Origin of the sequence: Dickeya dadantii NCPPB 898 (assembly GCF_000406145.1) — a bacterium.
Classification (GTDB): domain Bacteria; phylum Pseudomonadota; class Gammaproteobacteria; order Enterobacterales; family Enterobacteriaceae; genus Dickeya; species Dickeya dadantii.
In genome coordinates this window covers 656,523-671,483 of sequence record NZ_CM001976.1, presented here as the reverse complement: position 1 = coordinate 671,483, position 14,961 = coordinate 656,523, and the positions used below count along the sequence as shown (strand labels likewise).

Here is a 14,961-nt window from a genome sequence, read left to right as displayed (position 1 = left end):
TACCGGAGGCGTTCAGATATCACAGACTTACACTCAGGTTAACGGTGATGTTTCACCAAACACCATCAGCCCTTTTTGGCATCACGCCTCAGCGGCGTCGCCCAGCAATACCGATTCCAGCGCGATTTCGATCATCTCGTTGAAAGTGGTCTGGCGCTCGGCGGCGGTGGTCTGCTCGTGGGTGCGGATATGGTCGGACACGGTGCAAATAGCCAGCGCTTTAGCGCCGAATTCCGCCGCCACGCCGTAGATACCGGCCGCTTCCATTTCCACGCCCAGAATGCCGTATTTTTCCATCACGTCGAACATTTGCGGGTCCGGCGTGTAGAACAAGTCAGCGGAGAACAGGTTGCCGACGCGGGCGTTGATACCGCGCGCTTTGGCGGCATCCACTGCATGGCGCAGCAGGTCGAAGTCGGCAATGGCCGAGAAGTCGTGATCTTTAAAGCGCATCCGGTTCACTTTAGAATCGGTGCAGGCGCCCATGCCGATCACCACGTCGCGCAGTTTCACATCGGCACGCACCGCACCGCAGGAACCGACGCGGATGATTTTCTTCACGCCGTATTCTGTTATCAGCTCTTTGGTGTAAATCGAGCAGGACGGGATGCCCATGCCGTGGCCCATCACGGAGATACGACGGCCTTTGTAAGTCCCGGTGAAGCCCAGCATACCGCGCACATTGTTCACTTCCACCGCGTTTTCCAGAAAGGTTTCCGCGATGTATTTGGCGCGCAACGGGTCACCCGGCATCAGCACCACGTCAGCGAAGTCACCCATTTCTGCATTGATATGTGGCGTAGCCATCCTTTTTCTTCCTTCTTGATATGGCGTCAAACCGCCATTGAATTAAATAATCGCGTTCCTTGTCAGGAACATCACAACATTGACGTGCCGTAATCCATCGGCGACAGCCCGAAGTAGCCGGCCACCGTCTGGCCGATATCGGCAAAGGTGGTGCGGTGGCCACGGTCGCCCGGCGTTACGCCCGGCCCGTAAATCAGCACCGGCACGTGTTCGCGGGTGTGATCGGTGCCGGGCCAGCTCGGGTCGCAACCGTGGTCGGCGGTCAGGATCAGGATATCGTCGCCCTTCACGCGAGCGAGCATCTCCGGCAGGCGGCGGTCAAACAGCTCCAGCGCCGCCGCGTAACCGGGCACATCACGGCGGTGGCCGTAGGAAGAGTCGAAATCGACAAAGTTGGTGAACACGATAGTGTCGTCGCCCGCTTGCTCCATCTCTTTCAGCGTGGCGTCAAACAGCGCGTCAATGCCGGTAGCTTTCACCTTTTTGGTGATGCCGACGTTAGCGTAGATATCGGCGATTTTCCCCACCGACACCACGTTGCCGCCCTTCTCGTCCACCAGCTTTTTCAGCATGGTCGGCGCCGGCGGCTCTACCGCCAGATCGTGACGGTTGCCGGTACGCTGGAACTGGCCGACCTTGTCGCCGACGAACGGACGGGCGATCACCCGGCCAATGTTGTAACCGCCTTCGGTCAGCTCTTCGCGGGCGATTTCACACAGTTGGTACAGTTTCTCCAGCCCGAAGGTTTCTTCGTGACAAGCTATCTGGAATACCGAATCCGCCGAGGTGTAGAAAATCGGTTTGCCGGTTTTCATGTGTTCCTCGCCGAGTTGGTCGAGGATCACCGTGCCGGAGGAATGGCAGTTGCCAAGATAGCCCGGCAGCCCTGCGCGTTCGACCAGCCGGTCCAGCAGCGCCTGCGGGAAACTGTTGTGTTCGTCGAGAAAATAGCCCCAGTCGAACAGCACCGGCACCCCGGCGATTTCCCAGTGGCCGGACGGCGTGTCCTTGCCGGAGGAAATTTCGCTGGCGTACGCGTACGCGCCGATGATATCGGCCTGTTCATCCAGTCCCGGCGGGAACTGCCCGGTGGAACCTTCCGCCGCCTTGCCCAGCCCCAGACGGCTCAGGTTCGGCAGCCGCAGCGGCCCTTGTCGGCCGACATCGGCCTTACCTTTTGCGCAGGCTTGTGCGATATGGCCCAGCGTATCTGAACCTGCGTCGCCAAACCGTTTGGCATCGGCGGCGCTGCCAATCCCGAACGAGTCGAGAACCATAATAAATGCACGTTTCATGTAGTTATCTCCTGCGTCGTGCGTAAGGGCACAGCTTTTACGTAAAGTACCGATTACTTAAAGAACCAATTACGTAAAGTACCAATCACGTAAAGGACCAATCACGTAAAGAACTAATCACGTAAAGAACTAATGCGTGTAAGGCCGGGCGGCGACGGTACGGTTAGATGTCCGCGGCGTCCAGTCGACGATAAATCAGCGGACAAGGCGCAGGCGGTTGATCATCAAGGCGAATCGCCTCACGCAGCGCCTGCGCGGCCTGTTGCCAGTCGGACTCGGTTCTGGCGTGGATTACCGCCAGCGGACGCTGCGCATCCACCCGATCGCCCAGACTGACCATATCGCTCAGCCCGACACTGTGATCAATGATATCACTGGCCTGACGTCGACCACCACCCAACGCCACCACTACCATGCCCAACGCGCGCGCATCCATTGCGCCGACAAAGCCGTCGCGCTCGGCGAACACCGGTTTACTGAGCGTCGCGGGCAACAGATAGCGATCGTACTGTTCGACAAAATCCGTCGGGCCATGCTGGGCCGCCACCATGCGGCCAAAGACCTCCGCCGCCCGGCCGTTATCCAGCACCGCCTGCAATTTTGCTCGCGCCTCGGCGGCATCGCGCGCCAGGTGCCCCGCTAGCAGCATGGATTCGCACAACGCCATCGTCACCTCGAACAGCCGCGGATTGCGTTGCTCGCCGGTCAGAAAGCGCACCGCTTCACGTACTTCCAGCGCATTGCCGGCGCTGGAAGCCAGCACCTGGCTCATGTCGGTCAACAGCGCGCTGGTGCGGCAGCCGGCATTATTAGCTACGCCGACAATCGCCTGCGCCAGTTGCTCCGACTGTTCGTAGGTCGGCATAAACGCGCCGGAGCCGACTTTGACGTCCATCACCAGCGCGTCTAACCCTTCCGCCAGCTTTTTCGCCAGAATCGAGGCGGTGATCAGCGGAATGGAGTCGACGGTGGCGGTGATATCGCGGGTGGCGTAGAAACGCTTGTCCGCCGGCGCCAGCGAGTTGGTTTGCCCGATAATCGCCACCCCAACCTGACGGATGATCTGCCGGAAAGCGTCATCCTCCGGGAAGATATCCAGCCCCGGTATCGATTCCAGCTTGTCCAGCGTACCGCCGGTGTGGCCCAGACCGCGACCGGAAATCATCGGCACATACCCGCCGCAGGCCGCCACCATCGGCCCCAGCATCAGCGACGTGACATCGCCGACGCCGCCGGTCGAGTGCTTATCCACCAGCGGGCCGTTGAGATTCAGCCCGGACCAGTCCAGCACGGTGCCGGAATCGCGCATCGCCAGCGTCAGCGCCACCCGCTCATCCATGTTCATATCGTGAAAGAACACGGTCATCGCCAGCGCGGCGATCTGCCCTTCCGACACGGTGTTATCGCGCACACCGTTAATGAAAAAGCGAATTTCTTCCGCACTGAGCGGATGACCGTCCCGCTTTTTGCGGATAATTTCCTGAATCAGAAACAAGGTGCGTTCTCCTGCATAATCCATGAGCACTGATGTGTCGCGCCCGGCAGGCGCGAACCGCATCAATAGCCGCTGCGCGCCTGCCCGGCGGCGTGGCCCAGCGTGGTCAGCAGGCTACCGAGCAAGCCGGACGCGCCAAAGCGGAAATGGCGGGCATCCGCCCAGCCGTCGCCCATGATAGCGTCGGCAAGTTGCAGGTAATCAGCGGCATCTTCCGCGGTACGCACGCCGCCGGCCGGTTTAAAACCGACGCGCTCGCCCACACCTTTATCGCGGATCACATTCAGCATCACGTCGGCAGAATGCAGCGTGGCATTCACCGCCACCTTGCCGGTGGAGGTTTTGATAAAATCCGCCCCGGCGTCGATAGCAATCTCGCTGGCCTCACGAATCAGCGCGTCGGTTTTCAGCTCACCGGTTTCAATGATCACTTTCAACAGCACGCCGGCTGCCTCACAGGCCGCCTTGCAGGCTTTCACCAGTTCAAAACCAACCTGACGGTTACCGGCCATCAGCGCCCGATAGGGGAACACCACGTCCACGTCGTCGGCGCCATAGGCGATAGCCGCCTTGGTTTCCGCCAGCGCGATATCAATGTCGTCGTTACCGTGCGGGAAATTGGTCACGGTAGCGATGCGGACATCCGGCGTACCCTGCTCGCGCAGCACCTTGCGCGCCAGCGGCACAAAGCGCGGGTAGATACAAATAGCGGCGGTTTTTCCCGCCGGGCTGTTAGCCTGGCGACACAGGGCGATCACCTTCTCATCGGTATCGTCATCATTCAGGGTGGTTAAATCCATCAGTCCCAGCGCGCGTTGCGCTGCTGCAGTTAAATCAGTCATACAAGGCTCCCGCTTATCGGCCACACGGTCGTTTCTCCGGCGAATACGGCTATTTCACCCGGAGATGACAACCTATTTTGTGGTTTTATTCACATAAAAAAGAAATTACACGCACATAAATCACGATATATGTGAATATTATCACAATAAAGTCCAAAGCACCGCGACGGATTGTACCGTGCTATCACGCCAACGCTTATCCCTACTGGCGTGGGGAACACATATACCAGGTGCGCGCTGTTTCTTTGAATTGCGGTTTATCCCCACTGGCACGGGGAATACTCTAAAATTATATATTTGTTTTTTAATGATTTTTATAGCCTGAAAAATTCCATCAACTTTTTCACGTTGTTAAAGAACGCTAATCTACTTATAAATAAAGGTCGTAATTTCCTCCCCCACTCCCATCGATGAATGCCGTCAAACAGGCAGCCTTTATCGGCCTGTCGCCGTAAAATAAGCGCTAAACCACGAAAAGGAGATGGCGTGAAAGACAGTGATACCACATGGTTTTTGTATCTGCTGCGCACCGGCAGTGGGTGGCTTTACACCGGCATCACCACCGATGTAGATAGGCGCCTGGCAGAGCATCAGAGTGGCAAAGGCGCGCGAGCACTGCGCGGAAAAGGACCGTTGACGCTGGCGTATCACTGCGTGGCGGGCGATCGCTCCACCGCGTTGAAGTGGGAATATCGCGTCAAACAGCTGAGTAAAATGCAAAAAGAAAGGCTGGTGCAACACCAGCCTCCGACGCTGACCGATTTTTTGCCGTGCTTTAAAAACGATTGAACGGTTCTGCGTACTCCACCAGACCGCTGGCGCCCTGAAAATGGTTGTCTGCCAGCGGGTAGACCTGAAAATCCGACTCGCAGCCCAACCAGCGACAATACAGCTGCTGTTCCGCCGCCGGGACAAAGCCGAAGCGCGCGTAGTAACGCGGGTTGCCCAGCACGACCACGGCGGTATAACCGAACTCGTTAAGTGCATCCAGCCCTTCGTACACCAGCTTCTCGCCAATACCCTGACGTCGATGGCTTTCATCCACCGCCAACGGCGCCAGCGCCACCCATTGCAGGTCTTCACCGCCTAGCGTCACCGGGCTGAACGCGGCATATCCCACCACGCCGCCGTCGTCGTCGGTAGCGACAATACCCAGCGTCAACTGGCCGTCTTCACGCAGTTGGTGCACCAATTCCGCCTCGGCGCTGGTAGGAAACGCGTGCCGCAGCAAGGTATCGATACCCGGCGCATCAACCGGGATTTCAACACGGATCAGCATGATACCGGCGCGTGCGGACTAGCCTGCTCCGCGCCCTCCTGTAACCCGGCGGCCACAAACCCGGCCAGTTGCAGCAGGGCGACGCGCAGCGGCGCCGGCATGTTTTCCAGCTCGATGGCGTCCATCAGGTTCTTGACGTACAGCCCCAGCTCAGTATCCCCTTCAATGCGCAACCGACGCTGGAAAAACAGCGTGTCCGGATCTTCACGGCGGGCGGCGATCAGGATTAGATCGTTGGCGTCGGCGCTGAAGCTCACATCCGCCAGCTCGTTATGACTGATTTCCAGCCGGTTATCCCGCAACGTGACAAACCACTGCAAACCGATATCGCGGACTTCGATTCGCAACCAGCGCCCGTCAAGAAAATCCAGTTCACCTTCTTCCAATGCCTGGCGGAACTGCCAGCCCAGCAGTTGCTCCAGCACCCGGCGTTGCAGGAAGAAAGGCGTTAACGTTAACGGCTTACTCAGTAAACGTGGCCCTTGACGCACAATCTGCGCCCGTAGTTTTTCCAACACTGGCGTACTCCTCATAAAGCGATGCTGCTTAACCGATATGGTCATTATTCTGCCACAGAACGGGAAACCGGCAGCAGGGGTCTACATCAATAAAAAACGTCGGACGCGTTTTTTAACATCGCGTAGCGACACCCGCAGGGCAAGTCGCTGGAATGTGACGAGTTAAATTTAGCCTGTTCTGCGCCAAATCACGACCGGTAACCGCCAGCAATTCCCCGATATGCTGGTTTAAATCAAAGTTGCTGATAGCCGGGTTCACTAAGATTCCTTTTCATTGCAAACCGGCCCGCTGCGTCAGGCCGTGATGAAAGGACGTAAGAATGGAACTGCTTTGCCCAGCCGGTAATCTGCCGGCACTAAAAGCCGCCATCGACCATGGCGCCGACGCGGTGTACATCGGGCTGAAAGACGATACCAACGCCCGCCACTTCGCCGGCCTCAATTTCAACGACAAAAAACTGCAGGACGCCAGCGACTACGTACATCGCCACCGCCGCAAGCTGCATATCGCCATCAACACCTTCGCCCACCCGGACGGCTATCAGCGCTGGCAGCGGGCGGTGGACACCGCGGTACAGACCGCCGGCGCCGATGCGCTGATTCTGGCGGACCTGGCGATGCTGGAATATGCCGCCGAGCGCTATCCGGCGGTGGAGCGGCACGTGTCGGTGCAGGCATCCGCCACCAACGAGGAAGCCATTCGCTTTTATCAGCGCCACTTCGATGTCGCCCGCATCGTGCTGCCGCGTGTGCTTTCCATTCATCAGGTCAAACAGCTTTCGCGCACCAGCCCGGTACCGCTGGAAGTGTTCGCCTTCGGCAGCCTGTGCATTATGGCGGAAGGGCGCTGTTACCTCTCCTCCTACCTGACCGGCGAGTCGCCCAACACCGTCGGCGCCTGCTCGCCGGCACGTTTCGTGCGCTGGCAGCAGACGGAAAACGGCATGGAATCGCGGCTAAACGATGTGTTGATCGATCGCTATCAGGATCATGAAAACGCCGGCTACCCGACCTTGTGCAAAGGCCGCTATCTGGTGGACGGCCAGCGTTACCACGCGCTGGAGGAGCCCACCAGCCTGAATACGCTGGAACTGCTGCCGGAACTGATGGCGGCCAATATCGCCTCGGTGAAAATCGAAGGTCGTCAGCGCAGCCCGGCGTACGTCAGCCAGGTAACCCAGGTGTGGCGGCAGGCGATCGACCGTTGCAAGGCCGATCCGGCGCATTTTACCCCCACCGCCGAGTGGATGGAGGCGCTGGGCGCCGTCGCCGAAGGTACGCAGACCACGCTGGGCGCCTATCATCGCCAGTGGCAGTAGTCAGGAGATATCGACAACATGAAATATTCACTGGGCGCCCTGCTCTACTATTGGCCCAAAGCCGACATTGAAACGTTTTATCAGGCCGCCGCCGCCAGCAGCGCCGAGATCGTTTATCTGGGTGAAACCGTGTGCAGCAAACGCCGGGGCATGAAAGTCAGCGACTGGCTTGAACTGGCGCGCGAGATCGCGGCCAGCGGCAAACAGGTGGTGATCTCCACGCTGTCGCTGTTGCAGGCGCCTTCCGAGCTGACTGAGCTGAAAAGGTATGTGGAAAACGGCGAATTTCTGCTGGAAGCCAACGATCTGGGCGCGGTCAACATGGCGGCGGAGCGCGGCCTGCCGTTTGTCGCCGGCCATGCGCTCAACTGTTATAACGCCTACACCCTGCGGTTACTGCACAAACAGGGCATGATGCGCTGGTGTATGCCGGTGGAACTGTCGCGGGACTGGCTGCAACATCTGCTCGATCAGTGTGATGAGCTTGGTTTTCGCCGTCAGTTTGAGGTGGAAGTGCTGAGTTATGGTCATCTGCCGCTGGCGTACTCCGCCCGCTGCTTTACCGCCCGCTCGGAAAACCGCCCCAAGGACGAATGCGAAACCTGCTGCATCAATTATCCGCAAGGACGCCAGGTGCTGTCGCAGGAAAACCAACAGGTGTTTGTGCTCAACGGCATCCAGACCCAGAGTGGTTACTGCTATAACCTCGGCAACGATCTGGCCTCAATGGACGGACTGGTGGATATCGTTCGCTTGTCGCCGCAAGGGCTGGATACGCTGGCGATGATCGACCGTTTCCGCGCCAACCAGCACGGCGGACAGCCGCTGACGCTGGAAAATCAGCAGGATTGCAACGGCTACTGGCGACGAGTCGCCGGGCTGGAACTGATCGGTTAAATCAGTTGGGGACGATGCGCACGCATCGTCCGTTGCAAATTGTTAAGATAGCGTAACATCTCATCATTGTTTATTCGGGCCGACGCCGTCAGCCCCTCAACATAATGAGCCACGCTTATGACCGCTACCGTTCCTTTCTCGCTGCTCGATCTGGCCCCGATCCCACAAGGCAACACGGCCCGCGATGCGTTCCGCCATTCTTTGGATCTGGCGCAGCACGCGGAAAAATGGGGGTATCAACGCTACTGGCTGGCGGAACATCACAACATGACCGGTATCGCCAGCGCTGCCACGTCGGTGCTGATCGGTTATATTGCCGGCGGTACGCAGCGTATCAAACTCGGTTCCGGCGGCGTCATGCTACCGAACCATGCTCCGCTGGTGATCGCCGAACAGTTCGGCACGCTCGAATCGCTCTATCCCGGCCGTATTGAGCTGGGTCTGGGGCGCGCGCCAGGCACCGACCAACGCACCATGCAGGCGTTGCGCCGCCATCTGAACGCCGATATCGACGATTTTCCCCACGATGTACAGGAACTTCAGCGCTACTTCGCCCCTGCTCAGCCGGGGCAAGCGGTGCAGGCGGTGCCGGGACAGGGTCTGAACGTCCCGATCTGGCTGCTTGGATCCAGCCTGTACAGCGCCCAGTTGGCTGCATCGATGGGGCTGCCGTTTGCCTTCGCCGCCCATTTCGCGCCGGATATGCTGTTGCAGGCGTTGCAGCGCTACCGGGATAACTTCCAGCCATCCGCCCAGCTTGCACAACCGTATGCCATGGTGTGCGTTAATGTGGTTGCCGCCGACAGCGATCGGGACGCCCGTTTTCTGTTCACCTCGTTGCAGCAGCAGTTTATCAATCTGCGGCGCGGCACGCCGGGGCCGCTGCCTGAGCCGGTAGAATCAATGGAGGCACACTGGTCCGCCGCGGAACAGTTCGCGGTAGAACAGACTTTACGGCTGGCGGTGGTGGGCGACGCGGCCAAAGTGCGTCATGGTCTGCAAACCCTGTTGCGGGAAACCCAGGCGGATGAGTTGATGATTAACGGCCAGATATTCGACCATCAGGCGCGGCTGCGTTCATTTGAGCTGGTGGCGCAACTGCAACCGGAAATCGTGCGGGAATCACGCATTCAGTGACATAAAAACCGTGACATAAAAAAACCAGCCCGAGGGCTGGTTTTTCACATCAACGTCAGACGTTATCAGGCATTGCTGAAACGGCGCGGCGCGCGCTGACCGTCACGGCTGCCACGGCGCTCGCCACCTTCACGACGTTCGCCATTGAACGGACGACCACGGCCATTACCAGCGGGGCGTTCGCTAAACCCACGTGCACCACGGTCGCCACGATCAGCGCCTTCACGACGCTCACGGCGTTCATGCGGCTGTGCGTCACCCATCAGTTGCATATTCATCGGCTTGTTCAGAATACGCGTACGGGTGAAGTGAGACAGCAGGTCGCCCGGCATGCCTTTCGGCAGCTCAATGGTGGAGTGCGAGGCAAACAGTTTGATGTTGCCGATGTAACGGCTGCTGATGTCGCCTTCGTTAGCGATCGCGCCCACGATATGACGCACTTCTACGCCATCGTCACGACCCACTTCGATCCGATACAGATCCATTTCACCAACATCACGACGCTCGCGACGGGCCGGCCGATCATCGCCACGCGGAGCACGATCGTTACGGTCGCCACGATCATTACGGTCACCACGACGCTCAAAGCGCTCATCGCGTTCGCGGAATTCACGACGCGGACGACGTTCAACCACCGGATCCGGCGGCAGAATCAGCGGACGTTCGCCCTGCGCCATTTTCAGCAGCGCGGCAGCCAGCGTTTCGATGTCCAGCTCTTCTTGCTGCGGCTGCAGCTTGCTGAGCAGCGCACGGTACATGTCCAGATCGCTGCTTTCCAGTTGCTGCTGTACTTTGCCGGCAAACTGCGCCAGACGGCGCTGCCCCAGCAGTTCGGCGTTCGGCAGATCCACTTCCGGAATCGTCAGCTTCATGGTGCGTTCGATATTACGCAGCAGGCGACGCTCGCGGTTTTCCACGAACAGCAGCGCACGTCCGGCACGACCGGCACGACCGGTACGACCGATACGGTGTACGTAGGACTCGGAATCCATCGGGATATCGTAGTTCACCACCAGGCTGATACGCTCAACATCCAGACCACGCGCGGCAACGTCGGTCGCGATCAGGATATCCAGACGACCGTCTTTCAGACGTTCCAGCGTTTGTTCACGCAGCGCCTGATTCATGTCGCCGTTCAGCGCGGCGCTGTTGTAACCGCTGCGCTCCAGCGCTTCGGCCACTTCCAGCGTGGCGTTCTTGGTGCGCACGAAAATGATCGCCGCATCAAAATCTTCCGCTTCCAGGAAACGGATCAGCGCTTCATTCTTACGCATGCCGTATACCGTCCAGTAGCTCTGGCTGATATCCGGACGAGTCGTCACGCTGGACTGAATGCGGACTTCCTGCGGATCGTTCATGAAACGACGAGTGATACGACGAATCGCTTCCGGCATGGTGGCGGAGAACAGCGCAGTCTGATGTTCAGCCGGGATCTGCGCCATGATGTTTTCCACATCTTCAATGAAGCCCATGCGCAGCATTTCGTCAGCTTCGTCCAGTACCAGACCGCTCAGGTTGGACAGATCCAGCGTACCGCGTTTCAGGTGGTCCAGCAGACGCCCCGGGGTACCGACCACGATTTGCGGTCCCTGACGCAGCGCGCGCAGTTGCACGTCATAACGCTGGCCGCCGTACAGCGCCACCACGTTGACGCCCTGCATGTGTTTGGAAAATTCGTTACAGGCTTCCGCAACCTGCACCGCCAGTTCGCGGGTCGGTGCCAGCACCAGCAACTGCGGCGCTTTCAGGTCAGCCTTGATATTGTTCAGCAGCGGCAGGGAAAATGCCGCGGTCTTGCCGCTCCCGGTCTGCGCCATACCCAGTACGTCGCGCCCGTTGAGCAGATGAGGAATACATTCCGCCTGAATCGGGGACGGCTTTTCGTACCCCATCTCAGACAGTGCATTCAGAATCGGAGCGGACAGCCCCAGACTAGCAAAAGAGGTTTCAAACTCTGCCATGTAAACTTTGCCTCACTTCAAAATGGCGGCCAGTCTACATAACTTGTCGAGAAAATACTCAATCATTTTCATTGAAAAGTGTGAACCGGCTCAAATTGGATTAAAAAGCGAACAAAAAAGCCTCGCCCGTTAAGGCGATGAAGAAATCGTCATGATTTCAGGCTGAAAGGTGTTCGTCAGCTATTGCTGGTCCGATCCTGATAGGTCGTCTTGCTCTTGGCCTAACTGCGCCAATTCCAACAATGCATAGCGGTGCTCAACAAAATTGTGAACATTGTTAGCAACCGTCAGCTTGAACAACGCCTCGGCGGTGTTCTTGTCCCCCAGACTTAGGTAGTGCTTACCTAAATAGAAGTCAGTTTCACTGAGATGCTCGGCGAGCGAAGTGTTATCCTTAGCTTCTTCCTGCACACGCTGCATCAACACTTTTTCGTTGATGTCGCCCAGGTAGAATTCGACAATCGTCCATCCCCACACACCTTTCTTTGCCCCTTCGTAGCGTTCTTTCAACGCTGATTTGGCCTTCTCGGGATTGATTTCTCTCTCCACCAGATAAAGCCACAGGGAACGGAAAGGATCATTAGGATCGTCGCGATAAAACGCTAGCAGATCATCCTGCGCCAACAGGTAGCGACCGCCGTAGTACAAAGCGATGCCCCGATTCAAACGCGCATAATTGTAAGTTGGATCAAGCTCTAATACAGAATCAAACGCTTCATAGGCAGCATCAAAATTGCCTGCCTGCGTCAAGTAAATGCCGAGATAGTTAAACACTTCCGGCATATCGGGACGGATGGAAAGCGCTTGTGAAAAATCATTTCGCGCCAACGCCCGTAACCCGAGGCTATCATACAGCACTCCGCGCTCATATAACAGCTGTGCTCGCTCATCGGGAGTAATTGCCCGGCTCGCCAGGATCTGCTCCATACGCGCCAGGATGACTTCCTGCTGCAGCGTTGGCTGCAACGGAACCGCCAGCAATGCATCTTTGCGCCAATCCGTGTTGCTGCATCCTGCCAGCATAATTGCTGTCGCAACATAACACCAGCGCAAGAAAGGCTTCATTTCCTACTCCCGAAGACAAACATTGGATGAACATCCTGTCCCCGACTGCTCAGCATAAGGATATCCGTTCCTTATAATACACGCAGCTCCTTCACATCGTAAGGAGCTGCCAATCGATTATCCGCTATTATTCTTCCTCGGAAACCTGAACAGTTTCCTGAGATTGAGAAGTTGCTTCTTTTATGCTCAAACGGATACGACCCTGACGGTCCACTTCCAGTACCTTGACCGGTACTTCCTGGCCCATCTGCAGATAGTCGGTCACTTTCTCAACACGCTTGTCGGCGATCTGAGAAATATGTACCAGACCTTCTTTACCGCCGCCGATGGCCACAAAGGCGCCAAAGTCAACGATGCGGGTCACTTTGCCCTGATAGATACGGCCAACTTCGATTTCAGCGGTGATCTCTTCGATACGACGAATAGCATGTTTCGCTTTTTCGCCGTCGGTCGATGCGATTTTCACCGTACCGTCGTCTTCGATCTCGATGGTGGTGCCGGTTTCTTCGGTCAGCGCACGGATCACCGAACCGCCTTTACCGATCACATCTTTGATCTTGTCGGTGCTGATCTTGATGGTGTGAATACGCGGCGCGAACTCAGAGATATCGCCACGCGGCGTGCTAATGGCCTGTTCCATCACGCCCAGAATGTGCAGACGCGCACCCTTAGCCTGATTCAGCGCCACCTGCATGATTTCGCGGGTGATACCTTCGATTTTGATGTCCATCTGCAGCGCGGTCACGCCTTCACGGCTACCGGCCACTTTGAAATCCATGTCGCCCAGATGGTCTTCGTCACCCAGGATGTCTGACAGCACAACGTAGTTGTCGCCTTCTTTTACCAGGCCCATCGCGATACCGGCAACGGCAGCTTTGATCGGCACGCCGGCATCCATCAGCGCCAGCGACGCACCGCACACGGACGCCATGGAAGAAGAACCGTTGGACTCAGTGATTTCAGATACCACACGTACAGTGTACGGGAAAGCTTCCGGTTTCGGCATCACAGCCAACACACCACGTTTAGCCAGACGACCGTGACCGATTTCACGGCGTTTCGGCGACCCGACCATACCGGTTTCACCCACGGAGTACGGCGGGAAGTTGTAGTGCAGCAGGAAGCGATCGGTACGTTCGCCGATCAGTTCGTCAATAATCTGCGCGTCACGCTCGGTACCCAGCGTTGCGGTAACCAGCGCCTGAGTTTCGCCACGGGTGAACAGTGCGGAACCGTGGGTACGCGGCAGCACGCCGGTACGAACGTCCAGACCACGGATCATGTCTTTTTCACGGCCGTCGATACGCGGTTCACCGCTCAGTACACGGCTACGCACCACATTTTTCTCGATGCTGCCGAGAATATCGCGCAGTTCGTTCTCGTCCAGCGTGTCATCTTCCGCCAGCAGAGCCGCAACCACGTCGGATTTGATGGTATCAACCTGAGCGTAGCGCTCCTGTTTTTCGGTGATGCGATAGGCATCGCCCAGACGGGCTTCAGACAGCGCTTTCACACGGTCGTGCAGTTCGACGTTAATTTCCGGCGCCTGCCAGTTCCACTTCGGCTTGCCGGCTTCCGCCGTCAACGACTTGATGTTTTCGATAACAATCTGCTGCTGGTCGTGGCCGAACACTACCGCGCCCAGCATCTGATCTTCGCTCAGCAGATCCGCTTCGGATTCCACCATCAGCACCGCGCCTTCAGTACCGGCAACCACCAGATCCAGACGGCTAGTTTTCAGCTCTTCGGTAGTCGGGTTCAGCACATACTGGTCGTTGATGTAACCAACGCGAGCCGCGCCAATCGGGCCATTGAACGGAATACCGGACAGGCTCAACGCAGCGGAAGCACCGATCATGGCGACGATATCCGGGTTAACCTGCGGATTAACGGAAACCACGGTGGCGATAACCTGCACTTCATTAACGAAACCATCCGGGAACAGCGGACGAATCGGACGGTCGATCAGACGGGAGGTCAGCGTTTCGCCTTCGCTCGGACGGCCTTCACGACGGAAAAAACTGCCGGGGATACGGCCAGCAGCGTAGGTACGCTCCTGATAGTTAACGGTCAGCGGGAAAAAGTCCTGGCCCGGTTTGGCGTGTTTGGCGCCGACCACGGTTACGAATACCGCGGTGTCATCCATGCTGACCATTACGGCAGCGGTAGCCTGACGAGCCATCATACCGGTTTCCAGTGTCACGGTATGCTGACCGTACTGGAATTTACGAACGATCGGATTCAGCAAAATACTTGTCCTTTACCAGAGGCGCGCGCCATATCCCTGATATGACGCACCAGTTAATACTCGACCCGGTCATTACATCCTCGCGACTAATGACAACC

Annotated in this window: 14 protein-coding genes; 4 read left to right on the top strand and 10 right to left on the bottom strand. The window is 57.6% G+C overall.

Going from position 1 to position 14,961, the window contains the following annotated elements; all coding sequences use genetic code 11:
* Nucleotides 1–81 precede the first annotated feature (81 nt).
* The 4 genes from deoD to deoC all read right to left on the bottom strand — a co-directional run bounded on the left by deoD (nt 82) and on the right by deoC (nt 4,439).
* On the bottom strand, nt 82–807 hold the full coding sequence (deoD, locus tag DDA898_RS03550) for a purine-nucleoside phosphorylase (protein WP_038910231.1): 726 nt from the start codon (nt 805–807) through the stop codon (nt 82–84).
* A gap of 71 nt (nt 808–878) precedes the next feature.
* A complete protein-coding gene (gene deoB, locus DDA898_RS03545) occupies nt 879–2,102 on the bottom strand; it encodes a phosphopentomutase (RefSeq protein WP_038910230.1) in 1,224 nt (407 codons plus the stop codon).
* 163 nt (nt 2,103–2,265) lie between these two features.
* Entirely contained in the window at nt 2,266–3,597 is a 1,332-nt protein-coding gene (gene deoA, locus DDA898_RS03540; protein ID WP_038912414.1) for a thymidine phosphorylase, read from the bottom strand.
* Between the two features lie 62 nt (nt 3,598–3,659).
* Complete coding sequence (gene deoC, locus DDA898_RS03535; protein ID WP_038910229.1) at nt 3,660–4,439, bottom strand: deoxyribose-phosphate aldolase; 780 nt, start codon at nt 4,437–4,439, stop codon at nt 3,660–3,662.
* 486 nt (nt 4,440–4,925) lie between these two features.
* Between deoC and DDA898_RS03530 the strand changes: the two genes are divergently transcribed.
* Nucleotides 4,926–5,228: a GIY-YIG nuclease family protein gene (locus DDA898_RS03530; RefSeq protein WP_038910228.1), complete on the top strand. Its 303-nt coding sequence runs from the start codon at nt 4,926–4,928 to the stop codon at nt 5,226–5,228.
* On the opposite strand, the gene DDA898_RS03525 is transcribed toward DDA898_RS03530, so the two are convergent.
* Nucleotides 5,215–5,718 (bottom strand): GNAT family N-acetyltransferase, encoded by a 504-nt coding sequence (locus tag DDA898_RS03525; RefSeq protein WP_038910227.1) that lies wholly within the window; start codon nt 5,716–5,718, stop codon nt 5,215–5,217. The genes DDA898_RS03530 and DDA898_RS03525 overlap by 14 nt on opposite strands.
* Nucleotides 5,712–6,236, bottom strand: a complete 525-nt coding sequence (gene ubiT, locus DDA898_RS03520) for a ubiquinone anaerobic biosynthesis accessory factor UbiT (RefSeq protein ID WP_013316331.1) — start codon at nt 6,234–6,236, stop codon at nt 5,712–5,714. The genes DDA898_RS03525 and ubiT overlap by 7 nt, the downstream gene beginning before the upstream one ends.
* Before the next feature lie 320 nt (nt 6,237–6,556).
* Between ubiT and ubiU the strand changes: the two genes are divergently transcribed.
* The 3 genes from ubiU to DDA898_RS03505 all read left to right on the top strand — a co-directional run bounded on the left by ubiU (nt 6,557) and on the right by DDA898_RS03505 (nt 9,589).
* On the top strand, nt 6,557–7,555 hold the full coding sequence (gene ubiU, locus DDA898_RS03515) for a ubiquinone anaerobic biosynthesis protein UbiU (protein WP_038662395.1): 999 nt from the start codon (nt 6,557–6,559) through the stop codon (nt 7,553–7,555).
* 18 nt (nt 7,556–7,573) lie between these two features.
* Nucleotides 7,574–8,452 carry a U32 family peptidase gene (locus DDA898_RS03510; RefSeq protein ID WP_038910226.1) on the top strand — a complete coding sequence of 293 codons (879 nt, stop codon included), beginning with the start codon at nt 7,574–7,576 and terminating at the stop codon, nt 8,450–8,452.
* Nucleotides 8,453–8,569: 117 nt separating this feature from the next.
* Nucleotides 8,570–9,589, top strand: a complete 1,020-nt coding sequence (locus DDA898_RS03505; protein ID WP_038910225.1) for a luciferase-like monooxygenase — start codon at nt 8,570–8,572, stop codon at nt 9,587–9,589.
* Between the two features lie 65 nt (nt 9,590–9,654).
* Here the strand turns inward: DDA898_RS03505 and DDA898_RS03500 are convergent, their stop codons facing one another.
* The 4 genes from DDA898_RS03500 to pnp all read right to left on the bottom strand — a co-directional run bounded on the left by DDA898_RS03500 (nt 9,655) and on the right by pnp (nt 14,863).
* Nucleotides 9,655–11,550, bottom strand: coding sequence for a DEAD/DEAH family ATP-dependent RNA helicase (locus DDA898_RS03500; protein WP_013316327.1), 1,896 nt, complete (start codon nt 11,548–11,550; stop codon nt 9,655–9,657).
* Between the two features lie 12 nt (nt 11,551–11,562).
* Complete coding sequence (gene yrbN, locus DDA898_RS23870) at nt 11,563–11,622, bottom strand: protein YrbN (RefSeq protein WP_107760761.1); 60 nt, start codon at nt 11,620–11,622, stop codon at nt 11,563–11,565.
* 108 nt (nt 11,623–11,730) lie between these two features.
* Complete coding sequence (gene nlpI / locus DDA898_RS03495; protein ID WP_013316326.1) at nt 11,731–12,615, bottom strand: lipoprotein NlpI; 885 nt, start codon at nt 12,613–12,615, stop codon at nt 11,731–11,733.
* A gap of 127 nt (nt 12,616–12,742) precedes the next feature.
* Nucleotides 12,743–14,863: a polyribonucleotide nucleotidyltransferase gene (gene pnp, locus DDA898_RS03490; RefSeq protein WP_038900265.1), complete on the bottom strand. Its 2,121-nt coding sequence runs from the start codon at nt 14,861–14,863 to the stop codon at nt 12,743–12,745.
* Between the last annotated feature and the right edge of the window lie 98 nt (nt 14,864–14,961).